Source organism: Kitasatospora sp. NPDC088134, from assembly GCF_044741705.1.
Taxonomy (GTDB): Bacteria; Actinomycetota; Actinomycetes; order Streptomycetales; family Streptomycetaceae; genus Kitasatospora.
Genome location: NZ_JBIUTD010000006.1, coordinates 149,326 through 173,725 on the forward strand (window position 1 = coordinate 149,326; position 24,400 = coordinate 173,725).

The 24,400-nt window shown below is 75.1% G+C and carries 19 protein-coding genes and 2 pseudogenes; 15 read left to right on the plus strand and 6 right to left on the minus strand.

The window, feature by feature from the left end:
- Positions 1-120 precede the first annotated feature (120 nt).
- A complete protein-coding gene (gene dnaB / locus ACIOHG_RS12435; RefSeq protein ID WP_400948815.1) occupies positions 121-2,826 on the plus strand; it encodes a replicative DNA helicase in 2,706 nt (901 codons plus the stop codon).
- Between the two features lie 34 nt (positions 2,827-2,860).
- Here the strand turns inward: dnaB and ACIOHG_RS12440 are convergent, their stop codons facing one another.
- Positions 2,861-4,081, minus strand: a complete 1,221-nt coding sequence (locus ACIOHG_RS12440) for a GNAT family N-acetyltransferase (RefSeq protein WP_400949265.1) — start codon at positions 4,079-4,081, stop codon at positions 2,861-2,863.
- A 114-nt stretch (positions 4,082-4,195) separates the two neighbouring features.
- Between ACIOHG_RS12440 and ACIOHG_RS12445 the strand changes: the two genes are divergently transcribed.
- Positions 4,196-4,753: an HD domain-containing protein gene (locus tag ACIOHG_RS12445; protein WP_400948817.1), complete on the plus strand. Its 558-nt coding sequence runs from the start codon at positions 4,196-4,198 to the stop codon at positions 4,751-4,753.
- Between the two features lie 10 nt (positions 4,754-4,763).
- On the opposite strand, the gene manA is transcribed toward ACIOHG_RS12445, so the two are convergent.
- Positions 4,764-5,954, minus strand: coding sequence for a mannose-6-phosphate isomerase, class I (gene manA / locus ACIOHG_RS12450; protein WP_400948819.1), 1,191 nt, complete (start codon positions 5,952-5,954; stop codon positions 4,764-4,766).
- A 229-nt stretch (positions 5,955-6,183) separates the two neighbouring features.
- On the opposite strand from manA, the gene ACIOHG_RS12455 reads away from it, so the two are divergent.
- The 4 genes and pseudogenes from ACIOHG_RS12455 to ACIOHG_RS12470 all read left to right on the plus strand — a co-directional run bounded on the left by ACIOHG_RS12455 (position 6,184) and on the right by ACIOHG_RS12470 (position 9,366).
- Positions 6,184-7,113, plus strand: a complete 930-nt coding sequence (locus tag ACIOHG_RS12455; protein ID WP_400948821.1) for an MBL fold metallo-hydrolase — start codon at positions 6,184-6,186, stop codon at positions 7,111-7,113.
- A pseudogene (locus ACIOHG_RS12460) lies at positions 7,085-7,774 on the plus strand (molybdenum cofactor guanylyltransferase); the annotation flags it as partial. The gene ACIOHG_RS12455 and the pseudogene ACIOHG_RS12460, both read left to right, overlap by 29 nt.
- Positions 7,775-7,879: 105 nt before the next feature.
- Positions 7,880-8,146, plus strand: a pseudogene (locus tag ACIOHG_RS12465) (DUF6457 domain-containing protein); the annotation flags it as partial.
- The gene (locus ACIOHG_RS12470) at positions 8,143-9,366 is read left to right on the plus strand and encodes a molybdopterin molybdotransferase MoeA (RefSeq protein WP_400948823.1); all 1,224 of its coding nucleotides are present in this window, start codon (positions 8,143-8,145) and stop codon (positions 9,364-9,366) included. The pseudogene ACIOHG_RS12465 and the gene ACIOHG_RS12470, both read left to right, overlap by 4 nt.
- A gap of 46 nt (positions 9,367-9,412) precedes the next feature.
- On the opposite strand, the gene ACIOHG_RS12475 is transcribed toward ACIOHG_RS12470, so the two are convergent.
- Positions 9,413-10,471 carry a potassium channel family protein gene (locus tag ACIOHG_RS12475; protein ID WP_400949267.1) on the minus strand — a complete coding sequence of 353 codons (1,059 nt, stop codon included), beginning with the start codon at positions 10,469-10,471 and terminating at the stop codon, positions 9,413-9,415.
- A 203-nt stretch (positions 10,472-10,674) separates the two neighbouring features.
- Here ACIOHG_RS12475 and ACIOHG_RS12480 point away from each other — a divergent pair, with 203 nt between their 5' ends.
- From ACIOHG_RS12480 to ACIOHG_RS12500, 5 genes are all read left to right on the plus strand, one after another.
- Positions 10,675-11,643 (plus strand): NAD(P)H-quinone oxidoreductase, encoded by a 969-nt coding sequence (locus ACIOHG_RS12480; protein ID WP_400948825.1) that lies wholly within the window; start codon positions 10,675-10,677, stop codon positions 11,641-11,643.
- Positions 11,644-11,784: 141 nt separating this feature from the next.
- Positions 11,785-12,765, plus strand: coding sequence for a hypothetical protein (locus ACIOHG_RS12485; RefSeq protein WP_400948828.1), 981 nt, complete (start codon positions 11,785-11,787; stop codon positions 12,763-12,765).
- Positions 12,766-12,856: 91 nt separating this feature from the next.
- Positions 12,857-13,465, plus strand: a complete 609-nt coding sequence (locus ACIOHG_RS12490; protein ID WP_400948831.1) for a bacterial proteasome activator family protein — start codon at positions 12,857-12,859, stop codon at positions 13,463-13,465.
- Positions 13,466-13,576: 111 nt separating this feature from the next.
- Entirely contained in the window at positions 13,577-14,968 is a 1,392-nt protein-coding gene (locus tag ACIOHG_RS12495; protein ID WP_400948833.1) for a protein kinase, read from the plus strand.
- Between the two features lie 157 nt (positions 14,969-15,125).
- A complete protein-coding gene (locus tag ACIOHG_RS12500; protein WP_400948835.1) occupies positions 15,126-16,805 on the plus strand; it encodes a protein kinase in 1,680 nt (559 codons plus the stop codon).
- 14 nt (positions 16,806-16,819) lie between these two features.
- On the opposite strand, the gene ACIOHG_RS12505 is transcribed toward ACIOHG_RS12500, so the two are convergent.
- Positions 16,820-17,905, minus strand: a complete 1,086-nt coding sequence (locus tag ACIOHG_RS12505) for a phosphotransferase enzyme family protein (RefSeq protein WP_400948838.1) — start codon at positions 17,903-17,905, stop codon at positions 16,820-16,822.
- A 67-nt stretch (positions 17,906-17,972) separates the two neighbouring features.
- The gene (locus ACIOHG_RS12510; protein WP_400948841.1) at positions 17,973-18,632 is read right to left on the minus strand and encodes a response regulator; all 660 of its coding nucleotides are present in this window, start codon (positions 18,630-18,632) and stop codon (positions 17,973-17,975) included.
- A gap of 169 nt (positions 18,633-18,801) precedes the next feature.
- Here ACIOHG_RS12510 and pdhA point away from each other — a divergent pair, with 169 nt between their 5' ends.
- From pdhA to ACIOHG_RS12525, 3 genes are read left to right on the plus strand one after another with little or no spacing between them, the layout of a single operon-like run.
- On the plus strand, positions 18,802-20,094 hold the full coding sequence (gene pdhA, locus ACIOHG_RS12515) for a pyruvate dehydrogenase (acetyl-transferring) E1 component subunit alpha (RefSeq protein WP_400949270.1): 1,293 nt from the start codon (positions 18,802-18,804) through the stop codon (positions 20,092-20,094).
- Positions 20,094-21,068, plus strand: coding sequence for an alpha-ketoacid dehydrogenase subunit beta (locus ACIOHG_RS12520; RefSeq protein WP_400948844.1), 975 nt, complete (start codon positions 20,094-20,096; stop codon positions 21,066-21,068). The genes pdhA and ACIOHG_RS12520 overlap by 1 nt, the downstream gene beginning before the upstream one ends.
- A gap of 14 nt (positions 21,069-21,082) precedes the next feature.
- Complete coding sequence (locus ACIOHG_RS12525; protein WP_400948847.1) at positions 21,083-22,483, plus strand: dihydrolipoamide acetyltransferase family protein; 1,401 nt, start codon at positions 21,083-21,085, stop codon at positions 22,481-22,483.
- 70 nt (positions 22,484-22,553) lie between these two features.
- Here the strand turns inward: ACIOHG_RS12525 and ACIOHG_RS12530 are convergent, their stop codons facing one another.
- Entirely contained in the window at positions 22,554-22,838 is a 285-nt protein-coding gene (locus ACIOHG_RS12530; protein WP_400948850.1) for a helix-turn-helix domain-containing protein, read from the minus strand.
- A 301-nt stretch (positions 22,839-23,139) separates the two neighbouring features.
- Between ACIOHG_RS12530 and ACIOHG_RS12535 the strand changes: the two genes are divergently transcribed.
- The gene (locus ACIOHG_RS12535; RefSeq protein ID WP_400948853.1) at positions 23,140-24,360 is read left to right on the plus strand and encodes a M64 family metallopeptidase; all 1,221 of its coding nucleotides are present in this window, start codon (positions 23,140-23,142) and stop codon (positions 24,358-24,360) included.
- Positions 24,361-24,400 lie beyond the last annotated feature (40 nt).

Here is a 24,400-nt window from a genome sequence, read left to right on the forward strand (position 1 = left end):
CGCCGACCCGGGCGAGGCGGACACTGTCGGATCGGTACCGTAAGAAGGACAGGCGCCGACGACGGTACGCACCGGACAGGCCCGCACCGACTCGCACCATTCGCTGAACGGGGAACACGCGTGACCGGCCCCCAGTACGACGACCACGACGCCCCGCCGCCCCCGGAGGACGACTGGCAGCCGTCGGACGACGCCTTCCCGCCGGACGCCTTCCCCGACGTCCCCGGCGACCGGCTGCCCGTCACCCGCCGTTCGAACGCCCCCGGCACCCAGGGCGGCGGCTCCGGCGGCGGTTTCCAGCGCCGGGACGGCAAGGGCGGCGGACGCGACGGCAAGGGCGGCGGACGGGACCGGGACGGCGACCGGGAGTCCGGCTTCGGCGGCGGCGAGGGCTTCGAGCGGGTCCCCCCGCAGGACCTGGCGGCCGAGCAGTCGGTGCTCGGCGGCATGCTGCTCTCCAAGGACGCCATCGCCGACGTCGTCGAGGTGCTCAAGCCCGCCGACTACTACCGCCCCGCCCACGAGCTGATCCACGGCGCGATCCTCGACCTCTACGCCCGCGGCGAGCCCGCCGACCCGATCACCGTGGCCGGCGAGCTCACCAAGCGCGGCGAGCTGGTCCGCGTCGGCGGCGCCTCCTACCTGCACACCCTGGTCAACTCGGTCCCCACCGCGGCCAACGCCGAGTACTACGCCGAGATCGTCCACGAGCGCGCCGTCCTGCGCCGCCTGGTCGAGGCCGGCACCCGGATCGCCGGCATGGGCTACGCCGCCGAGGGCGACGTCGACGACATCGTCAACGCCGCCCAGGCCGAGATCTACGCCGTCACCGAGCAGCGCACCAACGAGGACTACGCCCCGCTCGCCGACATCATGGAGGGCGCCCTCGACGAGATCGAGGCCATCGGCTCCCGCTCCGGCCAGATGTCCGGCGTCCCCACCGGCTTCGCCGACTTCGACGCCCTCACCAACGGCCTCCACCCCGGCCAGATGATCGTCATCGCCGCCCGCCCCGCCATGGGCAAGGCGCTCGCCCTCGACACTCCGCTGCCCACGCCCGGTGGCTGGACCACCATGGGCGAGGTGGCGGTCGGCGACCTGTTGCTCGACGCGGACGGCCGCCCGACCCGGGTGGTCGCGGCCACCGAGGTGATGACCGACCGCCCCTGCTACGAAGTCACCTTCGACGACGGCACCGCGGTGGTCGCCGACGCCGACCACCAGTGGCTCACCGAGACCCGGGCCGCCCGTCGTACGGGCGCCCCCGGACGGATCGTCACCACCAAGGAGATCGCGGCCACCGTCCGCTGCGTGACGGAGGACGGCCGCGCCAACCACTCGGTGCGCACCACCGCCCCGCTGGACCTGCCCGAGCAGGACCTGCCCGTCCCGCCGTACGCCCTCGGCGCCTGGCTGGGCGACGGCCACACCGACGCCGCCCGGATCACCACCACCGACCCGGAGGTCCTGGAGCGCCTGGCCGCGGACGGCCTGACGGCCCGCCGGATCGGTGACACCCCGACCTACGCGCTGCGCTACGACGTGCCGGAGCCCGAGACCTTCGAACGGGCCTGCGCGGTCTGCGGCACCCCGTGCACCTCGCCGTTCTCCGAGCCCCGCTGCGCCGACTGCTCGCGGCGGCACGGCAGCCTGCTGACCACCCTGCGCGATCTCGGGGTGCTGGGCCGCAAGCACATCCCGGCGGCCTACCTGCGCGGCTCCGTCGCCCAGCGGCGGGCCCTGCTGGCCGGGCTGCTGGACACCGACGGCACTGTCAACGCCACCGGGTCGGTGCAGTTCGCGGTGACGAGCCGAGAACTCGCCGAGGGTTTCCGGGAGTTGATCGTCGGCCTCGGACACCGCTGCGGCCTGGCCACCAGACGGGTGAACGGCCGCTCGGAGCAGTCCTCGACCCTGTACACCATCACCTTCACCCCGACGGGTGAGGTCTTCGGGCTGTCGCGCAAGCGCGCGGTGCACGCCGAGCGCCGCCGTCCGGCCGGGCCGAAGCTGCGGCAGCGCTACATCGTGGAGGTCCGCGAGGTCGACAGCGTGCCCGTCCGGTGCGTCGAGGTCGACAACCCCGACCACCTGTACCTGGCCACCCGCTCGATGGTGCCCACCCACAACTCGACGCTCGCGCTGGACTTCGCGCGGGCCTGCTCGATCCACAACAACCTGCCGAGCGTGATCTTCTCGCTCGAAATGGGGCGCAACGAGATCGCCATGCGACTGCTGTCGGCGGAGGCGCGGGTGGCGCTGCACCACATGCGGTCGGGCAACATGACGGACGACGACTGGACGCGGGTGGCCCGGCGGATGCCCGAGGTGAGCGCGGCGCCGCTGTACATCGACGACTCGCCGAACCTGTCGATGATGGAGATCCGGGCCAAGTGCCGGCGGCTGAAGCAGCGCAACGACCTGCGGCTGGTGGTGATCGACTACCTGCAGCTGATGCAGGCCGGCGGGTCGAGACGGGCCGAGAGCCGGCAGCAGGAGGTCTCGGACATGTCCCGGAACCTCAAGCTGCTGGCGAAGGAGCTGGAGATCCCGGTGATCGCGCTCTCCCAGCTGAACCGAGGCCCCGAGCAGCGCACCGACAAGAAGCCGATGGTCTCCGACCTGCGCGAGTCCGGCTCGATCGAGCAGGACGCCGACATGGTTATCCTGCTGCACCGCGAGGACGCCTACGAGAAGGAGTCCCCGCGCGCGGGCGAGGCCGACCTGATCGTCGCCAAGCACCGAAACGGCCCGACGGCCACCATCACGGTCGCCTTCCAGGGCCACTACTCGCGCTTCGTCGACATGACCAGGGACGTGACCTGACGGGCCGTCGGGGTCGGCGGGAGCCGGCCGCCCGTCAGAACCAGTGCAGGCAGTGCGGGTCGCGCTCGGCGCGGAACAGGGCGTCGGCGCGGGCGGCGGCGTCCGGTCGGTGGGCGCGGAGGTGGCCGGCCCGGGCGAGGGTGCCGGGGGAGGTGCCGCCGAGCAGGATCGAGCCGAGGTCGCTGATGTCGAGCGAGAGGTCGGGCTCGCGGTCGGTGCGGACGCACTCGGCCCGGCCGTCGCGGACGGCCAGCAGGTGGCGGTGGTGCTCGCCGAGGAACGGGTCGGTGACGTCGAGGACGAGTTCGCCGTCGGTCTGCCAGCCGCGGGCGGTGAGCGCGCCGGGCACGTCCAGCACCCGGGCCCAGAGCCAGTCGGTGTGCTTGCCCGGCACCCCGGCCTTGTAGTCGGCGAGCTGCCAGGGCAGCGGGTGCCCCGGCGGGAAGTGCTTGAACACCACCTCCTGGACCAGGTCGTGGTTCAGCAGGTAGGAGGCGAGCGCGGTGTACGCGGCGTCGGTGGCGGCGACCGTCTCGTCGACCACCAGCGAGCGCGGGTCCTCGATCGCGTAGCAGGCGTAGCCGTCGGGGGTGCCGTCGGCGTCCCGGTGCAGGGCGATGTAGCGGGGCTTGGCCGAGGAGACCGGCGGCTGGCCCGCGCCGAGCGCCCACCAGCGGTGCGGCCGGGAGACCGCGCCGGGCTGGGTGCGCCGGTAGCGGTCGTAGACCTGTTCCAGCAGGTCGACGGCGTCTTCCCGGCGGAGCAGTTCGACCGTGCCGGCGGTGTCGGCGGGGGCGGCCCCGCCGCGCGGCGGGGTGAGCGCGGCCCGGTGCCTGGGCACCGTGTAGCACTGGGTGTAGGTGGCGGGGCCGTAGCCGTAGCGCCGGTAGATCAGCGCCTCGGAGGCGAGCAGCACCGCGAGCGCCTCGCCGCGGGCCCGCAGCTCGGTGAGTTGACGGCGCATCAGCTCGGTCAGGATGCCTCGCCGCCGGTGCGAGGGCAGCACGCCGACGCCCGTCACCCCGGAGACCGGGACGACCGCCGGGCCGGGCAGCGTCAGTTCCAGGGTGTACGCGCCCGCGGTGCCGACCGGACGGCCGTCCTCCGCCAGCGCGAGCAGCCCGCGGTCCAGCTCGAAGGCCGACCACCAGGCCCCGCTCCGGCCCTCCCCGGCCTCGCGGAACAGCGCGAACGCGCCGTGCATGGTGTCGACGAAGGTGTCGAAGTCCTCGTCGGTGGTCGGCCTGATCTCGATCACTGCCACTGCCTCCCCGCGCTGCCCCTGCCCTGTCGGCTTCAGTGCAGCCCGGGCCCCCGTTCCGGTCAAGCGATTTACCGCTCCCCGGTCCGCCGGGTAGCCTCGCCCGTCGTGGACGGGGAACTCGGGCTGCGCCCGCTGCCGGACGGTGTGCCGGAACTGCTGGCGGAGGTGGGCGCGCCGCCGCGGCTGGTCGCGCACCTGCGGCTGGTGCACGACGTGGCGGTCCGGCTGGCCGACTGGACGGCGGTGCACTGCCCGGAGCTGGCCTTCGACCGGGCGGCGGTGCTGTTCGGCGCGGCCACCCACGACATCGGCAAGGCGGTGCACCGCGCGGAGCTGTCCGGCCCGGGCTCGGCGCACGAGCCGGCCGGGCGGGAGCTGCTGCTGGCGGCAGGCACGCCCCCGGAGCTGGCCCGGTTCGCGGCCGGCCACGCCTCCTGGGGCCCGGCGTCCGGGGTGGAGGACCTGCTGGTGAGCCTGGCCGACAAGGTGTGGAAGGACAAGCGGCTGCCGGAGCTGGAGGACCTGCTGCTGGACGCCCTGGTCCGGGCCGGCGGCGGTGAGCGTTGGTCGCACTTCCTGGCGCTGGACGAGGAGTTGACCGCGATCGGCGCGGCCGCCGGGGCGCGCCTGGCGTACCAGGCGCGCTTCCCGGTGGCGGGGTAGGGCCGGCTGGCTAGAGCGTGACGGTGCTGCGGAAGACGGTGGCGCCGGGGCCGGTGAGCACCGTCGCGGCGCCGTCGGCCGGGAGGAACGCGGACTCGCCCGGACGGAGCGTCAAGGTCTGTTCGTCGGTGGCGAGTTCGACCGTTCCGGCGGTGCAGAGCAGGATCTGCGGGGCGTCGCCGGGCAGCGTGGCGGGCCGCTCGGCGAGGTCGTAGCGGGAGAGCCGGAACTCGTCGATCGGCACCGGGTAGAGCCGCTCGCCGTCGGCGCCCGGCTCGGGGCGCAGCACCTCCGGGCGGCCGCCGCGGAAGGTGACCACCTTCGTCAGCTCGGGGACGTCGACGTGCTTGGGCGTGAAGCCGCAGCGCAGCACGTTGTCGGAGTTGGCCATGATCTCCACGCCGAGGCCGTGCAGGTAGGCGTGCGGGAGGCCGGCGCCCAGGTACAGCGCCTCGCCGGGCTGCAGGCGGACGTGGTTGAGCAGCAGCGCGGCGACCAGGCCGGGGTCGCCGGGGCACTCGGCGGCGGCGAAGGCGTAGCCGGCCAGTGCACCGGTCGGGTCGGACGGCGCGGCGGCGGTGACGGCCCGGGCGACGGCCTCGACGGTCTCCCGGCCCGCGGCGTCGGTCAGCCCGAGCGCCCCGGCGAGCGCGCCGGCCAGCGCCTCGTCCTCCGGCTTGCTCCGCAGCAGCTCGATCAGCGGGTCGAGGCCGGGGACGCCCAGCGAGGCCATCAGGTCGGCCGCCTCGGCGGGCGGGCGGAAGCCGCACAGGCCCTCGAACTCGCTGAGCGCGCAGATCAGTTCGGGCTTGTGGTTGTCGTCCTTGTAGTTCCGGTGCGGGGCGTCCAGCGGGATGCCCCGGGCCTCCTCGTCGGCGTACCCGGCGCGGGCCTGCTCCCGGGTCGGGTGGGCCTGGATCGAGAGCGGGGTGGCGGCGGCGAGCACCTTGGCCAGGAACGGCAGGGTGGGCCCGAAGCGCTCGACGCTCGCCGCACCGAGCTCGCCGACCGGGTCGGCGGCGATCACCAGGTCCAGCGGGACGGGTCCGGCGCCGCGGTCGACCCGGGACGGGGAGCCGGGGTGGGCGCCCATCCACAGCTCCGCCTGCGGCGTCCCGTCGGCAGGACGTCCCTGCAGCTCGGGGATGGCCGTGACCGACCCCCAGGCGTAGTCGCGGACGGTGGTGTGGAGCCGGTCCATCAGGAACTCCCGGAGGCGTCGGTGTGGGATGCGGGCCGCGCGGGCCGGTGCGCGGGACCACCGACAATAGCCGACCCGCCGTGCGCCCCCGGCCGACGGGTGATCACCCTCCTGGGCGCGTACACCCGGCGTTCCGGGGGCCTTCCGGCCAGGCTGGACGGGACGGGTCGAGCGCGGCCCGGGACCGATCGCACCGACCGCACCGACCGCATCGACCAGGGGAGCAGCCGTGACCGAGGAGAGCGCCCACCGCGGCGGCGCGGACGCCGCACCGGACTTCCGCCCGCTGGAGGTGGAGGTGTTCACCGGTCCGGAGAGCGACTTCTTCGCCACCTCCACCCTGATCATGGGCGAGCGCTCGGCAGTCCTGGTCGACGCCCAGCTGACCCGCAGCGCGGGCCGGGAGCTGGCGGAGTGGATCGCGGGCAAGGGCCGGCAGCTGCTGGCGATCGTGATCACCCACCAGCACCCCGACCACTACTTCGGCGCGGAGGAGGTGCTGCGGCTGTTCCCCGCCGCGCAACTGCTGGCCGCGCCCTCGGTGGTGCAGGGCATCGGGGAGACCGCGGCGGCGAAGGTGGCCGAGTGGAAGCCGGTGTACGGCGACGACATCCCGGACCAGCCGCTGCTCCCGGCGGCGCTGCTGCCGCAGCCGCTGATGATCGACGGCCAGCTGATCCGGGTGCTGCAGCTGGGCCAGGGCGACTGCGCGGGTTCGACCGTCGTCCACCTGCCGAGCGTCCGCACCGTGGTGGCCGGCGACTTCGCCTACAACGGCACCCACGTGTGGACGGCGGACACCGACCCGACGGCCCGCGACCGGTGGTCGCACAACCTGGGGCGGATCGCCGACCTCGGCGTCGACCGGGTGGTCGCCGGGCACCGGGCCCCCGGCGCGGACGACGCGGCGCACCGGGTGCTCTCCTTCACCGCCGGGTACCTGCGGGACTTCGACGAGGCGCTGCACGACCACTCCACGGACCCGGAGGCGCTGGTCGCCGCGGTGAACGAGCGCTACGGCGGCCTGACCCTGCCCGCCATCCTGGAGCTCGGTGCGGCCGCGAACGTCCGGCGGGCGGAGGTGCCGGGGCAGGACGAGGAGGAGCACGACGCGGACAACGGGATCGTCGATGCGGAGATCGTCGACGGCGAGCAGTGATACTGCCGGGGTGACGCGGACGCAGGCGGAGTACGACGCGGTGGTGGCGGCGGGCGGGGCGGCGGACCGGCTCGGCGGGGCGGACAAACCGGGCCTGACGGTCGGCGGGCGCCCGCTGCTGGACCGGGTGCTCGCCGCCTGCCCGGACGCCCGCCGGGTGCTGGTGGTCGGCCCCGAGCGGGCCACCGAGCGGACCGGGGTGCGCTGGCTGCGCGAGGACCCGCCCGGCGGCGGCCCGGTCGCGGCGGTCGCGGCCGCGCTGCCGGAGGTCACTGCCCCGCTGGTGCTGCTGCTCGCCGCCGACCTCCCGTTCCTGGACGGGGCGACGGTCCGCCGGCTGCTGGCGGCGGTCGGCCCGGCGGACGGCGCCCAGCTGGTCGACGCCGACGGCCGCGCCCAGCCGCTCGCCGCCGCCTACCGCACCGCCGCCCTGCGCACCGCCCTCACCGCCCTCGGCCCCCCGTCCGGCCGCCCCCTGCGCCACCTGACCGCCCCGCTGCACCTGATCCCGGTCCCCGACCGGGCCGACGCCTCCTTCGACTGCGACACCTGGGAAGAACTCGCCGAAGCCCGCCGCCGCGCGGGAGGCCCCTGACCCCGAAGACCCGCCCCGACCCGCCGCAGCCGGCTCCTGTGCTGCGCTCCGGCCCCGCCGCACGGCGGTGCTCACCGGGGCCGACCGGGGCCGGTGAGCGAAACGAACCGTGGTGCTCATCGGGGAAGCGGCCGTCCGGGGCCCGGATCGGGCAGCATGGGCCCCATGGAGCGCACATTGGACGAGTGGATGGCCGCGGCCGGTGCCGAACTGGGGCTGGACCTGGCGGTGGACGTCCGGGGGTTGCTGGACATGACCCGGGTGGTCGCGCACGGCGTCGAGCGGCCGGCCGCGCCGCTGACGGCGTTCCTGGTGGGGTACGCGGCGGCCGCGAGCGGTGGCGGGGCGGCGGCGGTGGCCGAGGCGAACGCGAAGGTGACGGCGCTGGCCGAGCGCTGGGCGGCGCGGTCCGGGACCGACGGCACGGCCGAGCGGTGAACGGCGGGGCGGGGACGGTGGACGGGCTGCGGTTGACCTCGGTGGCGCCGACGCTGCGCGGTTGCCCGTGGCCGCTGGCCCGGAGCACCGCCCGGGCGGCGGCCGGTCCGCTGCCGGTGGAGCGGGTGGAGCTGGCCGCGGCGGCGGGGCGGACGCTGGCGGAGCCGCTGGTGGCGCTGACCGACCTGCCGGCCTTCGACACCTCGGCGATGGACGGCTGGGCGGTGGCCGGTCCGGGCCCGTGGCGGGTGGCCGGCCGGGTGCTGGCGGGACGGTCGGGCGCCCCGCTGGCGGACGGCGCGGCGGTGGAGATCGCCACCGGTGCCCCACTGCCGCCGGGGGCCACCGGGGTGCTCCGCCGCGAGTACGGGACGCTCAGCGAACTCGCCAGTGGCGCACCGCTGTTGCGCGGGGAGGTCGGTCCCGGGCAGGACATCAGGCCGCGCGGCCAGGAGTGCGGCCGGGGCGAGGAACTGCTGCCCGCCGGGGTGCCGGTGACCCCGGCGGTGCTCGGGCTCGCGGCGGCGGCCGGGCACGACCGGCTGGCGGTGCACCGCCGCCCGACCGTCGAACTGCTGGTGCTGGGTGACGAGTTGCTCACCGCCGGGCTGCCGGGGTCGGGCGGCCGGGTGCGGGACGCGCTGGGCCCGCTGCTGCCGCCCTGGCTGGCGGCGGCGGGGGCGGAACTGCTCGGCGGTCGGCACGTCCGGGACGACTTCGGGCTGCTCCGGGACGCGATCCGGCACTCGCCCGCCGACCTGGTGCTGACCACCGGCGGGACGGCGGCCGGGCCGGTGGACTTCCTGCACGCCGCGCTGGAGGCGACCGGCGGGCATCCGCTGGTGGACGGGGTGGCGGTGCGGCCGGGGCACCCGATGCTGCTGGCGGCGCTGCCGGGCGGCCGCCACCTGGTGGGCCTGCCGGGCAATCCGCTGGCGGCGGTGGCGGGCACCGTCACGCTGGCGCTGCCGCTGCTGCACGCCCGCTCCGGCCGGGAGGTGCCCGCCACCGGGGCGCTGGAGCCGCTGGCGGCCGCGCTGCCGGGGCACCCGTCCGACACCCGGCTGCACCCGGTGCGCCGGAGCGCGGCCGGGTTGGTCCCGCTGCCGCACGACGGCCCGGCCATGCTGCGCGGGCTGGCCCGGGCCGAGGCGCTGGCGGTGGTCCCGCCCGGCGGCCTGGCGGCGGGGGAGCACGCCGAGGTGCTGGCGCTGCCGTGAGCCCGCGGCCGACCGGTGTTCCACGTGGAACACCGGCCGGGCCGGGTCAGTGCGTGACGGGCACGCCGGGCTTGATGACGATCAGCCGGTCGGTGAGCTGCAGCACCGCGGCCTCCGGCTCGGTGTAGTTGAGCACCCGGCGGCCGCGCACCACGGCCACCACCAGGTCGTCCAGTTCGCGCGGGCTGCGCCCGGCCTCGGCCTTGGTGACGGGGCGCTCGGCGACGTCCAGGCCGTTGCCGTAGGTGAGCAGGTCCTCCATCACGGCGCCCGCGTTCGGGCTGAGCATCGACATGCCCAGCAGCCGGCCCGCCGAGCTGGACGAGGTGACCACCACGTCCGCGCCGCTCTGCCGCAGCAGCGGGGCGTTCTCGTCCTCGCGGACGGCGGCGACCACGGTGGCGCCCTTGTTCAGCTGGCGCGCCGTCAGGGTGATCAGCGCGGCGGTGTCGTCGCGCTCGGGGGCGACCACCACCTGGGCGGCGCGCGGCAGTTCGGCCCGGACCAGGGTGGCGGCCCGGGTGGCGTCGCCGAGCACGCCGACCAGCCCGTCGTGGGTGGCCTGGTCGATCGCCTTGGCCTGCGGGTCGACCACCACGATCGACTCCTTCGGGACGCCCTGCCCGAGCAGGGTGTCGACGGCGCTGCGGCCCTTGGTGCCGTAGCCGATGACGACGGTGTGGTCCCGCACGGTCTGCCTCCAGCGTTCGATCCGCCACTGCAGGCGGGTGCGTTCGGTGAGCACTTCGAGAGTCGTGCCGACCAGGATGATCAGGAAGAGCACGCGCAGCGGGGTGATCACGAAGATGTTCACCAGCCGCGCGGTGTCGCTCACCGGGGTGATGTCGCCGTACCCGGTGGTGGAGAGGGTGACGGTGGCGTAGTACGCCGCGTCGATCAGGCTGACCGAGTCGTCCGCGTTGTCGCGGTAGCCGGCGTGGTCGGCGTACACGATCAGCGTGGTGGCGGCCAGCACGCCCAGCGCGAGCAGCAGGCGGCGGGCCACCTGGCGCAGCGGCGGGCGGGTCGGCCGGGCGGGCAGCGCGATCCGGCGGGTGGGGTCGGTGGTGTCGGCGGCGCCGCTGTCCCGGAAGCGACTGAGCATCGGACGGGACGGCCGGGCACCCTGGTCGTCGGGCGGGTTCGAGTTCGGCACAGGCACAAGGATGGGGGGTGCAGCGTCCGCCGACCGACCCCGGGGGCGGAGTGTCGCCACCCTGTCGGAACGGCCCCCGCAAGCCTTGACGGTCTGTCTGTTGACGGCGGGGGGACGGGGTGCGCCGCCCCCGGGGGCGTAGCGTGGCGACCATGCGAGCCATCACGATTCCCGAGCCCGGCGGCCCCGAGAAGCTGGTCCTGGCCGAGGTGCCCGATCCCGTCCCGGCGGCCGGTGAAGTGCTGGTCGAGGTCGCCGCCACCGCGGTCAACCGGGCCGACCTGCTGCAGCGTCAGGGCTTCTACGACCCGCCGCCCGGCAGTTCGCCCTATCCCGGCCTGGAGTGCGCGGGCCGGATCGTCGAACTCGGCCCCGGGGTCGCGGGCTGGGCCGTCGGCGACGAGGTGTGCGCGCTGCTCGCGGGCGGCGGCTACGGGTCGAAGGTTGCCGTCCCGGCCGGCCAACTGCTGCCCGTGCCCAAGGGGTTGACACCGCAGCAGGCCGCTGCGCTGCCCGAGGTGGCCTGCACGGTCTGGTCGAACGTCTTCCAGGTCGCGCACCTGCGCCCCGGCGAGACCGTCCTGCTGCACGGCGGGGCCAGCGGCATCGGCACCATGGCGATCCAGCTGGCCAAGGCGGTCGGTGCCCGGGTCGCCGTCACAGCCGGCAGCCCGGAGAAGCTCGCCCGCTGCGCCGAGCTGGGTGCGGACGTGCTGATCGACTACCGGCAGCAGGACTTCGTCGCCGAGCTCACCGCGCTCGGCGGCGCGGACGTGGTCCTCGACATCATCGGCGCCAAGTACCTGCAGCGGAACGTCGACGCCCTGGCGGTCAACGGCCGCCTGGTGGTGATCGGCCTGCAGGGCGGCGTCAAGGCCGAGCTGAACCTCTCCACCCTGCTGTCCAAGCGCGCCGCCGTGGTCGCCACCAACCTGCGCGGCCGCCCGTTGGGGGAGAAGGCCGCGATCGTCGCCGCCGTCCGCGAGCACGTCTGGCCGCTGGTCGAGGCGGGCGTGGTCCGCCCCGTGGTCGACCGGGTGCTCCCGATCGCCGAGGCCGCCGAGGCCCACCGGGTGGTCGAGGCGGGTGAACAGGTCGGCAAGGTGGTCCTGGCCTTCTAGGCACGCTGCGCGCACTGGGCGGCGGGGCAACCGGGTGGCGGTGGAAATGCCCTGAGTGTCCGAGTATGTGAGTCTGGTCACAAGCTGTTCCGCCGCCGCCCGCGCCCCGGTGCGGGCGGCCGTCGGGAGGACCTGCCGTCGATGCCTGCTCACCGTCGCTCCGCCGTGCCCCCGGTGCCGTCCCGGGGCGTTGACCGTCCGCTCCCGCTGCGCCGTTGGGCGGTGCTGACCGGTGCCGCCCTGCCGTTCCTGCTGCCGCTGCCCGCGCTGGCCGCCGACCCCGCCGCCGGGGCCCGCGAGCAGGCGCAGGCCCAGCTGGACGCCGCCCGGCAGCAGGCCCGGGAACAGCTGGCGGCGGCCCTCGGCAGCCCGGCGCCCGCCGCGGAGCTGCCGGGCGGCAGCGTGATATCCGCCGCGCCCTCCCCGGCCGGGACCCCGAGCGCCCCCACCGGGGCCACCGCGACCCGGACGGCCGCCTCGCCCACCGCCCAGGCTCCGACCCCGACCCCGACCCCGACCCCGGCGCCCGCCCCGGCCCCCGCTCCGGCGAGCGTCCCGGTGCAGGTGCCCGAGGCGCCGTCGCCGTCCCGGACCCCCGCCCCGGTGACCGCGTCCCCCGCCCCGTCCTCCTCCTCCTCCGCGCCGTCCGCGCCAGCTGCGCCGAGCGGGCGGCCGCAGGGGCCTTCGGCGTCCCCGTCGCCCGACCGCGAGCACGGGCACGGGCACCAGCAGCCGGTGCCCGCGGTGCCGGCCGCCCCAGAGCCCTCGCCGTCCGTGGCGCCATCCCCGCTGCTGCCCGGGCCCGCGCCCGCCCCGGTGCCCGTGCCCTCGGCGGCGGCGGTGGCGTCGGCCGGTGCGCGGGCGGAGCGGTCGGTGCCGGTGGCCCCGGCGGAGCCGGTGGCGCCCGAGTGGGGCGGGGACGCGGACGCGGTGGCGCCGGCCGTCCCGCTGGAGGACGGGCAGTCGGCGGTGGCGGGGGAGGAGCTGGCGGCCGGCCCGCTGGTGCCGGCGGTGCCGACCCGCTGGAGCGACCCGTCGGCGCTGCAACTCCCGCTGGGGGTCGGCCTGGGGATGATGGGGTTGGGCTTCGGGCTGGTGGGTCTGAAGCTGCGCCGCAAGTGAGCGGCGGGACGGCCGGTCGCGGCCCGGTCCCGGGACTTTCCGGGGGGCGGGTTCGTTGACCTGTGCGGTGGACGAAGCATATGAAGGAGCCATGACCTACCCGATGAACGAGCGGTCGCAGCAGGAGCCCTACCAGGCGTCGAGCGGGGATTCCGAGGACAGTCCGAAGGTGCTGATCGTCGGTCCGGACGGGATGGCGGTCGGCACCGCGCCGGCCGGCGGGTTCGGGCGGGGCGAGGACGGCGAGCCGCGCGAGCTGCCGGTGACCGAGATGGTCGAGCAGCCGGCCAAGGTGATGCGGATCGGCAGCATGATCAAGCAGCTGCTGGAGGAGGTGCGGGCGGCGCCCCTGGACGAGGCGAGCCGGGCCCGGCTGAAGGAGATCCACGCCAGCTCGATCAAGGAGCTGGAGCTGGGCCTGGCGCCGGAGCTGGTCGAGGAGCTGGAGCGGCTGTCGCTGCCGTTCGCCGAGGACGTGATCCCCACCGAGGCCGAACTGCGGATCGCGCAGGCGCAGTTGGTGGGCTGGCTGGAGGGCCTGTTCCACGGCATCCAGACCGCGCTGTTCGCCCAGCAGATGGCGGCCCGGGCCCAGCTGGAGCAGATGCGGCGGGCACTGCCCCCCGGTCTGCAGGGGGCGGAGGGCGACGCGGAGGAGGCCGGTCCCGGCCGCGGCATCCGCTCCGGTCCGTACCTGTAGCCGTACCCTCGGTGGCCTTGCGGGGGCCGCGCCTCGGCGCGGCCCCGACCCGCTACCCTGACCCCTAGTCCGGTAGTCCGGAAGTGCGGCGTGCCGAGGGGGAGCTGGGACATGACAGAGGGCAGCACCGAGGGCCACTCGCTCGGCCACGGCAGGTACGTGCTGCAGCGGATGCTCGGCCAGGGCGGCATGGCGTCCGTCCACCTCGCCCACGACACGGTGCTGGACCGTCAGGTCGCGGTGAAGACGCTGCACACCGAGCTGGGCCGGGAGGCCTCGTTCAAGGAGCGGTTCCGGCGCGAGGCGCAGGCCGTGGCCCGGCTCCAGCACACCAACATCGTCTCGGTGTTCGACTCCGGCGAGGACGTCGCGCCGGACGGGGCGACCACGCCGTACATCGTGATGGAGTTCGTCGAGGGCCGTTCGCTGAAGGACGTGCTGGACGAGCAGGTCACCACCCTCGGGGCGATGCCCAACGAGCAGGCGCTGAAGATCACCGCGGCGGTGCTGTCCGCGCTGGAGGCCTCGCACGACCAGGGGCTGGTGCACCGCGACATCAAGCCGGCGAACGTGATGGTGTCCGCCAAGGGCGTCGTCAAGGTGATGGACTTCGGCATCGCGCGGGCCCTGCAGTCGGGCGTCACCTCGATGACGCAGACCGGCATGGTGGTCGGCACCCCGCAGTACCTGTCGCCGGAGCAGGCGCTCGGCAAGAGCGTGGACGCCCGGTCCGACCTGTACTCGGTGGGCTGCATGCTGTTCGAACTGCTCAGCGGGCAGCTGCCGTTCGACGGGGACTCGGCGTTCTCGATCGCCTACAAGCACGTCCAGGAGACCCCGCCGGCGCCGTCCACGCTGAACCGGGCGGTCACCCCGGGGATCGACGCGCTGGTCGAACGGGCGCTGCGGAAGGACCCGGCGCACCGCTTCCCGACCGCGGAGGCGATGCGCGAGGAGGTGGAGCGGGTCCTGGCGGGCGAGCAGGGCGGCGGCAACACGCCGCTGCAGGCGTCCACCCCGCTGGTGATCGGCGAGGGGCCGCGGTCGGTGCACGCCGCGCCGTCGCTGACCAACTTCCCGCCGGTCTCCGGCGACCTGCGCACCCCGCCGCCGTCCGTGCAGCAGCCGTACGCGCCCGGCCCGCAGACCCCGCCGCCGTACGCGGCGCAGACGCCGCCGCCCTACCCGCAGGCCCCGCAGACGCCCCGGCCGTTCCCGCAGGCGCCGCACACGCCGCAGCCGTTCCCGCAGGCCCCGCAGCCGTTCGCGAAGCCCGGCTTCCCGCAGCCGCAGTTCCCGCAGAACACGCCGCCGCCGTTCCCGCAGCAGCCGCACGGCCCGCTGCCCGGTCCCGGCCCGCTGCCGTACCGGCCGCCGGCCAGCAACAGCAACGGGTGCTCGACCGCGCTGATCGTGGTCGGCGTGGTGTTCGGCGTGATCATCCTGGCGATCATCATCGTGGCGATCGCGGTCTCGGGGAACACCGGCTCCTCCGGCTACTGACCGGTGCCCGGGCCCGGTCGCGGGGCGGGCTCGCAGCGGCCGTCCCGCGCCCCGCGCACGCCGTCCCGTGCCACGCCGGGTCGTGCGAGACGGTAGCGTGCGGGGAAGGAACCGACAGGGCGAACGCGCGCCGAGCGGGTGCCCGGGGCGAGGAGCGATGGGTCAGAGCGAACGACCGGACGACGACGGGGCGGAGCACGGGGACGTGCCCGCCGGGGGCGACGCGGGTCGGCCCGCGCACACCGACGGCCCGGCCGGAGCGGCCCCGGCCGGGGCCGGAACTCCCGCCCGGGGCAGCGCCGTTCCGTTCGCCACCGTCGGCGACGGCCGCTACCGGCTGACCCGGCGGCTGGGCCGCGGCGGGATGGCCGAGGTGTTCGCCGCGCAGGACGTCCGGCTCGGCCGGACGGTCGCGGTCAAGCTGCTGCGCTCGGAGCTGGCCGAGGACGACACCGCCCGGCTGCGCTTCACCCGCGAGGCGCACGCCGTCGCGGCGCTCAACCACCACTCGATCGTCGCGGTCTACGACACCGGCGAGGAGCAGCACGGCGGGGAGTCCACCCCGTACATCGTGATGGAGCTGGTCGAGGGCCGGACCGTGCGCGAGCTGCTGGTGGACGAGGAGGCGCCGCCGGTCGACCAGGCGCTGATCATCACCGCCGGGGTGCTGGAGGCGCTGGCGTACAGCCACCGGCACGGGATCGTGCACCGTGACATCAAGCCCGCCAACGTCATCATCACCACCGGCGGCGCGGTGAAGGTGATGGACTTCGGCATCGCCCGGGCGCTGGCCGGCGGCGCCACCACCATGACGCAGACCGGCATGGTGATGGGCACCCCGCAGTACCTGTCGCCGGAGCAGGCGCTCGGCAAGCCGGTCGACCACCGCTCCGACCTGTACGCGGCCGGCTGCATGCTCTACGAACTGCTCACGCTGCGGCCGCCGTTCACCGGCGAGACGCCGCTGTCGGTGGTCTACCAGCACGTCCAGGACGCCCCGGTGCCGCCGTCCCGGGTGAACGACCGGGTGCCGCCGCAGCTGGACGCGCTGGTGCTGCGGGCGCTGGAGAAGAACCCGGACGACCGGTTCCAGAGCGCCGACGAGTTCCGTGCCCACGTGCAGCACGCGCTGCGGCAGATGCACGGCGCGGTCGGCGCGGGCTTCCCGACCGGTCCGACCGGCCTGGCGGCCGCCGCGGCGGCCGGCGGCTGGGACACCGACCCGCCGAGCGGGTCCGGTGCGCTGACCGCGCCGCTGAACCCGGTCACCGGGACCGGCCCCACCGAGGCGCTGCCGTACCAGGTCACCTCGGCGTACGCGACGCCCGCGCAGCCCTACCCGGCGGCGGGCGGCGGCGCGGGCGGGGACGGGCCGGACGAGCGGCCGCCGGACCGCCGCAACCCGTGGGGCTGGGTGCTGGGCGCGGTCGCCCTGGTGCTGGCCGCCGCGATCGGGGTGGCGGTGGCGCTGACGGCCAACGGCGGCAAGAGCAAGAACAAGGACGAGGAGACGCAGACGCCGAAGCCGACCGCCACGGCGACCGCCCCGGCCACGGTGCCGGCCGAGCGGCCCAGCGCGCCGACCGCGACCCGCAGCCAGGGCACCGGTCACCAGACCGAGGCGCCCAGCACGCCGACCCCGACGTCGTCCCGCTCGGCCACCGCCTCCGCGTCGCCCTCGGCCTCGGCCACCGCCTCGCACTCGCCGACCGCGACCGCGACCGCGACCGCCAGCGAGAAGCCGACCACCGCGCCGCCGACCGGCACCGTCCCGCCGCCGCCGAAGGGCACCAACGCGGGCGGGCCGCTGCCGCCGTCGCTGGGCATCGGCCAGTAGCCGCCGCGGGCGGGTCAGTTGGCGAAGGCGTCCATGACCTGCTCGTAGTCCTGGCACCAGCGGGCGAGCTGGCCGGCGGCGGCCGGGAACAGCGGGTCGGCCCGGTGGTCGCCGCGCTGGTAGTGCCACTGCAGCATCCACAGGTCGTTCAGCCGCTCCCACCAGACCCGGTGGACGGCGCGGGCGACCTGTTCGGCGTCCGCGGCCCCGGTGGCCCGGTAGGCGCGGGCCCAGTGCCGGACCCGGGCCAGGTCCAGCACCCCGGTGGCGCGGTCGTTGAACAGCAGGGTGGCGGCCCGGACCGCCTCCTCGGCGATCGGGTGCGGGGCGAGCTTGTCCCAGTCCAGGACGGCGGTGACGGTGTCGCCGCGGTGCAGCACGTTCAGGCCGTGGAAGTCGCCGTGCGTCCAGCCGGTGGGCGGCGCCGCGGTCGGGCCGGGGCGGCGGTGCCGGTGGGTGGCGAGCAGGTCCAGCCGCTCCGTCAGGTGCTGTTCGGCGAGCCGGTCGAAGGGCCCGTAGGGGCGGTGGGCGCGGGCCAGCGCCCGCAGGTCGGCGACGATCCGCTCGGTCTCCTCGGCCTCGGCGCTGAGCACCCCGTCGGGCTGCCGCAGCGGGGCGCACACCTCGGCCAGCGCGCCGTGCAGTGCTCCCAGCAGCGTGCCGAGTTCGCCGCACCGGGCGAGGTCCAGTTCGGTGCCGTGCCGGTGGCTTCCGGCCACCCACGGGTAGAGCGCGAACAGCCGCCCGCGGTACGCCGTCACGGTCCGGCCGTCCCGGTCGGGCACCGGCGCGGGGACCGGCAGGCCGCGGGCGGCGAGCGCGGTGGTGGCGCGGTGCTGGGCGGTGATCGCGGGCCGGTTGGCGGTGGCCCGGTCCACGTAGCACTTGAGGAACCAGTCGCCGTCGGCGGTGGAGACCCGGTAGCCCCGGTTCAGCAGGCCCTCCGCGACCGGGACCACCGCGGTCGGCGGTGCGGTGCGATGGGCCCGCAGCACCTCGGCCACGGCGGAGCGCGGTACCGGGGGGCTCAGGGTGCCGACGGGGGGAGCGGTGGCGTCCGGGCGGGCCGGCGCGAGGGAGATGGTCTGACCGTCCGTCACCAGCAGAGCGTATTACTCGGCGTGATGTCGGCTTGACACAGCGTATGCGATTCTGCTCTCGCCGCGGTCAGTGCTGCGGGTCGACCTGCCGCCGGGCCACGTAGGCGGCGGCCTGGGTGCGGCGCTCCATGCCCATCTTGGCCAGCAGGCTGCTGACGTAGTTCTTTACCGTCTTCTCGGCCAGGTGCAGCTGGTTGCCGATCTGCCGGTTGGTCATCCCCTCGCCGATCAGGTCGAGGATGCGGCGCTCCTGCTTCGTCAACTGCGCGATCCGCTCGTCCTCCTTCTCACCGCCGTCGCGCAGCCGGGCCAGCACCCGGCTGGTGGCCACCGGGTCGAGCAGCGACTTGCCGGCCGCGACATCGCGCACCGCGGAGAGCAGGTCGGTGCCGCGGATCGCCTTCAGCACGTACCCGGAGGCCCCGGCCATGATCGAGTCGAACAGCGCCTCGTCGTCGGAGAAGGAGGTGAGCATCAGGCACTTCACCGACGGGTCCTGCGAACGGATCTCCCGGCACACCTCGACGCCGTTGCCGTCCGGCAGCCGGACGTCCAGCACGGCCACGTCCGGGTGGACCGCCGGGACGCGGTTGAGCGCCTCGGCGGCCGTCCCCGCCTCGCCCACCACCTCGATGTCGCCCTCCATCGACAGCAGGTCGTGCACGCCGCGTCGGACCACTTCGTGATCATCAAGGAGAAAGACCCGGATTTGTCCGTTATCAGTCATTTGCAAAGGGTCGCACAAATCGATGCCCGTTACCCCCTTTCGCAGCGGCCCATGCCCGGATACCGTGCGCTGGTGTCCTGAGCGGAACGGGTAAGCCGCGTCACACCGGCGGTTTCCCCACCCCGAGAACAACTAGGACGTCCTAGCGCAAGGGCGCTGCAGGGCGGCGCTGGGTAACGTTCTCGTGAGGGACGCCGTCGGAAAGGGAACACCGTTCGCCCGCACCTGTGCGCACACCCACGCGCACGAGCCGGGGGGACGACCGGACCGGCCACCGGCGACCCCGGGCGGCCGGACAGACCGAGGAGTGAACGTGACCGTCAAAAGCACGGCGAGGGCGCGCAAGAAGGCCGCCCCCGGCGTCCCTGACAAGCCTTCCGCAAACCCGGCCGAGCCGCAGCTCGTCCAACTGCTCACCCCGGAGGGCGTCCGGGTCGAGCACCCGGACTTCCCGCTGACCGTCGCGCCGGAGGAGCTCCGCTCGCTCTACCGCGACCTGGTCCTGGTGCGGCGCTTCGACGCGGAGGCCACTTCGCTCCAGCGGCAGGGCGAACTCGGCCTGTGGGCCTCGCTGCTGGGCCAGGAGGCGGCCCAGGTCGGCTCCGGCCGCGCGATGCGCCCCGGCGACTACGCCTTCCCGACCTACCGCGAGCACGGCGTGGCCTGGTGCCGCGATGTCGACCCGCTGAACCTGCTCGGCATGTTCCGCGGCGTGAACAACGGCGGCTGGGACCCGAACGAGAAGAACTTCCACCTCTACACCATCGTGATCGGCGCGCAGACCCTGCACGCCACCGGTTACGCGATGGGCATCACCAAGGACGGCGCGGACGACGCGGTGATCGCCTACTTCGGCGACGGCGCCTCCAGCCAGGGCGACGTCAGCGAGGCCTTCACCTTCGCCTCGGTCTACAACTCGCCCGTGGTGTTCTTCTGCCAGAACAACCAGTGGGCGATCTCCGAGCCCACCACCGTGCAGACCCGCATCCCGCTGTACCGCCGGGCCTCCGGCTTCGGCTTCCCCGGCGTCCGGGTCGACGGCAACGACGTGCTCGCCGTCCTCGCGGTCACCCGCTGGGCGCTCGACCACGCCCGCACCGGCCAGGGCCCGGTCCTGGTCGAGGCGTTCACCTACCGGATGGGCGCGCACACCACCTCCGACGACCCGACCCGCTACCGGCAGTCCGAGGAGACCGAGGCCTGGAAGGCCAAGGACCCGATCCTGCGGCTGAAGGCCCACCTGGAGGCCGAGGGCCTGGCCGACGAGGCGTTCTTCGCCGAGGTCGAGGCCGAGAGCGAGAAGCTGGGCCTGCGCGTGCGGGAGGGCGTCCGCTCGATGCCCGACCCGGACCCGACGCTGATCTTCGAGCACGCCTACAGCGAGCCGCACCCGCTGGTCGACGAGGAACGCGCCGAGTACGAGGCGTACGCCGCCTCCTTCGAGGGTGGGGAGCACCACTGATGGCCGGTCAGCTCAGCATCGCCAAGGCCCTCAACGAGGCCCTGCGCAAGTCGTTGGAGAACGACCCGAAGACCGTCCTGATGGGCGAGGACATCGGCAAGCTCGGCGGCGTCTTCCGGATCACCGACGGCCTGCAGAAGGACTTCGGCGACGACCGGGTGATCGACACCCCGCTCGCCGAGTCCGGCATCGTCGGCACCGCGATCGGCCTCGCCCTGCGCGGCTACCGCCCGGTGGTGGAGATCCAGTTCGACGGCTTCGTCTACCCGGCCTTCGACCAGATCGTCTCCCAGCTCGCCAAGATGCACGCCCGCGCGCTCGGCCACGTCAAGATGCCGATCACCGTGCGCATCCCGTTCGGCGGCGGCATCGGCGCGGTCGAGCACCACAGCGAGTCGCACGAGGCGTACTTCGCGCACACCGCGGGCCTGCGGGTGGTCAGCCCGTCCAACGCGCACGACGCGCACTGGATGCTGCGCCAGGCCATCGAGTCGGACGACCCGGTGGTCTTCCTGGAGCCCAAGCGCCGCTACTGGGACAAGGGCGAGGTCGGCGAGGACCCGATGCTGCCGCTGCACTCGGCGCGCGTCGTCCGGCCCGGCACCGACGCCACCCTGATCGCCTACGGCCCGATGGTGAAGGTCTGCCAGGAGGCCGCGCAGGCCGCCGAGGAGGACGGCCGCCGGCTGGAGGTGGTCGACCTGCGCTCGCTGTCGCCGATCGACTTCGCCACCGTGGAGGAGTCCGTCAAGCGCACCGGCCGCGGCATCGTGGTGCACGAGGCCCCGGTCTTCCTGGGCCTCGGCGCGGAGCTCGCCGCCCGGCTCACCGAGCGCTGCTTCTACCACCTGGAGGCCCCGATCCTGCGGGTCGGCGGCTACCACGCCCCCTACCCGCCGTCGCGCGTCGAGGAGACCTACCTCCCCGACCTGGACCGCGTGCTCGACGCCGTCGACCGCGCGCTCGCGTTCTGAACGGGGGAGCGAAGATGACCACTGACGTTCGCTCGCTCCGCGAGTTCAAGATGCCCGACGTGGGCGAGGGCCTGACCGAGGCCGAGATCCTCACCTGGTACGTCAAGCCGGGCGACACCGTCACCGACGGGCAGGTGGTGTGCGAGGTCGAGACCGCCAAGGCCGCCGTCGAACTGCCCATCCCGTTCACCGGCGTGGTCGAGGCGCTGCACTTCCCGGCGGGCACCACCGTCGACGTCGGCACCTCGATCATCGCGGTGGCCGTCGCCGGTGCCGCGCCCGCCCCGGCGGCCGCTCCGGCGGCACCCGCCGCCGCGGCCGCGCCCGCCGAGGCGGAGCCGGAGCGCCGCGAGGTGCTGGTCGGCTACGGGCCGCGCACCGGTACGGCGCAGCGCCGGGCCCGGCGCACCAACGGGGCGGCCGCCGCCGCGCCCGCCCCGGTCGCCGCGCCCGTCGTGCCGGTCGCGCCGCCGGTGCCGACGGTGGCGGAGGGGGAGCGCCCGCTGGCCAAGCCGCCGGTGCGCAAGCTCGCCAAGGACCTCGGGATCGACCTGCGCAGCGTGCTGCCGACCGGCCCGAACGGCGTGATCACCCGCGAGGACGTGCACGCCGCGGCCGCCACGGCCGCCGGTGCGGCCGTCGAGCCGGTGGCGGCCCCCGCGGCGGCCCCGGCCGTCGAGGCGGTGCCCGCGCTGCCGGTGCCGACCGCGGCGGGCGACGTCCGGGTGCCGGTCAAGGGCGTCCGGAAGGCCACCGCGCAGGCCATGGTGGCCTCGGCGTTCACCGCGCCGCACGTCACCGAGTTCGTGCAGGTCGACGTGACCCGCACGATGAAGCTGGTGCGCAAGCTCAAGGAGACCGGCGAACTCGGCGCGGGGGTGCGGGTCAGCCCGCTGCTGCTGGTCGCCAAGGCGCTGCTCACCGCCGTCAAGCGGCACCCGGAGATCAACGCCTCCTGGGACGAGGCGGCCCAGGAGATCGTCCTGCGGGGCGCGGTCAACCTCGGCATCGCCGCGGCCACCCCGCGCGGCCTGATCGTCCCGAACATCAAGGATGCCGGCTCCCGCACCCTTGCCCAACTGGCGATCGCCCTGGGCGAGTTGGTGGAGACCGCGCGGCAGGGCAAGACCGCTCCGGCGGACATGTCCGGCGGCAGCATCACCATCACCAACGTCGGCGTGTTCGGCGTCGACACCGGCACCCCGATCCTCAACCCCGGCGAGGCCGCCATCCTGGCCTTCGGCGCGGTACGGGAGCTGCCCTGGGTGCACAAGGGCAAGGTGGTGCCCCGCCAGGTCACCACGCTGGCGCTGTCCTTCGACCACCGGCTGGTCGACGGCGAGCTGGGCTCGAAGGTGCTGGCGGACACCGCCGCGATCCTGGAGTACCCGAAGCGCCTGATCACCTGGGGCTGATCCGCCCCCGTGGGCCCCGCTCCGCCCCGGCGGAGCGGGGCCCACGCACGTCCGGCCGCTTTCCGGGCGGCTAGCGGCCCGGACGCGGCGCCCCGCTGCGGGCGGTCTGCCAGCTGGCCCGGGCCAGCGCGTGGAAGTCCTCGGCGGCCGGCCGCTCCAGCCCGAGGGCGGTGCACAGCAGCTCCGCGGTGGCCGGGCGCGGGCCGGCCACGCCGCGCTCCAGGTCGGACAGCGTACGAATGCCCAGGCCGGCCTTGACCGCGAGTTCCTCCTGCGTCAGCCGGGCGTGCCGGCGGTGCTCCCGCAGGGCCCGGCCGAACGCTCCGCGCAGGTCGGCGTCCTGATCGATCTCCATTCCGATTCCCTTTCCCCCAGTGGTCCCCCCGTCCGCAGGATATCCCCGGCGGGGCGGCCGGTTGTCGGCCCAACGGCATTGCCGGAATTCGGAATTGGGAATTCCGGCGAATGTCCGCCGGGGTGTTCCGCCGGGGCGATCGGGCAGGGCGATCGGGGCCGCCGGGGCGGCCGCGGCATTGGGCCGCCCGAGGGAGTTTCGCCCCGGCCCGGCCTGGGCCGGGCCGGGGGATGGGTACGTGTGTGCGACCGAAGCACCCGCGCAGTCAGGCCGGGTGACCGTCGCAGCGAGGACTCCCCGTATGCCGACCGGTGCTCCCGGCCCCCTGATGCGGTCCGCGGCCGCCCTGATCCTGGTCGCCGCCGCCGTGCTGCCCGCGGTGGTGGAGCTGGCCTCGCCCGCGCCCTCCACCGCGATAGGGCCGCCGCCGGGCCCGGACCGCCCCGCCCCGCCGGCCCGGGCCGACCTGCGGGCCCCCGGCGCCCCGGCCGTCGACCTGCGGCTGACCGGCGACCCCGGCAACCGGATCACCCTGGTGCTGCTCGGCGACGGCTACACCGCCGACCAGCAGCAGCTCTTCCACGACCAGGCGGACCGGGCCTGGCGGGCGCTGCTGGAGATCGAGCCGTTCCGCACCTACCAGGGGTTCTTCAACATACGGCGGGTGGACGTGGTCTCCCCGGTAGCGGGCATCGCGGAGAGCGAGAACGGCGGGAAGTCCACCGTCACCCCGCTGGGCATGCACTTCTGGTGCGAGGGCACCGCCCGGCTGCTGTGCGCGGACGAGACCGCCACCGCCCGGCTGGCCGGGCAGGGCGAGGGGCCGCAGTACCTGATCGCGCTGGCCAACTCCACCGAGTACGGCGGGGCCGGCGGCACCGGGGTGACCACGCTGGCCGGCGGCAGCCCGGACGCCGGACGGATCATCCAGCACGAGATCGGCCACACCCTGGGCACCCTCGGCGACGAGTACGACAGCGCGCCGAACGACCCGGACTACCCCAACCTGTCCGCGGTGGACGCGGAGGAGATGAAGCGCGGCCGGACCAAGTGGTGGCGCTGGCTGGGCGCCCAGTCGCCGGACGGCGGCGGTCCGGTCGGGGCCTACCGCAGCGCCAACGGCCTGTACCGGCCGACCTCGGACTCGGTGATGCGGACCCTCGGCGGCAGCTACAACCTGCCCTCCCGGGAGGCGATCGTCGAGCAGCTGTACCGCCGGGTGCAGCCCGCCGACGCGCCCGAGCCGGCCCCCGGCCAGCTCTCCGGCCGGCCGAAGCTGCACGTCCGGCCGCTGGCGCTGACCGGCCCGCGGCAGCTGCTGATCAGCTGGACGGTGGACGGGAAGCCGGTGGAGGCGGCCAGCGCGGACGGCACCTGGCTGGACACCGGGGCGCTCGCGCTGTCGGCCGGCCACCGGCACACCGTCACCGCGACCGTCCGGGACACCACCGACTGGGTGCGCGACGAGGCGTTCCGCGACCGCTACATGACCCGGGCGGTGAGCTGGACGCTCGGCGGCTGAAACCGGCCCCCCGGCGGCCCCGGTCCGGGCCCCGGCGGAA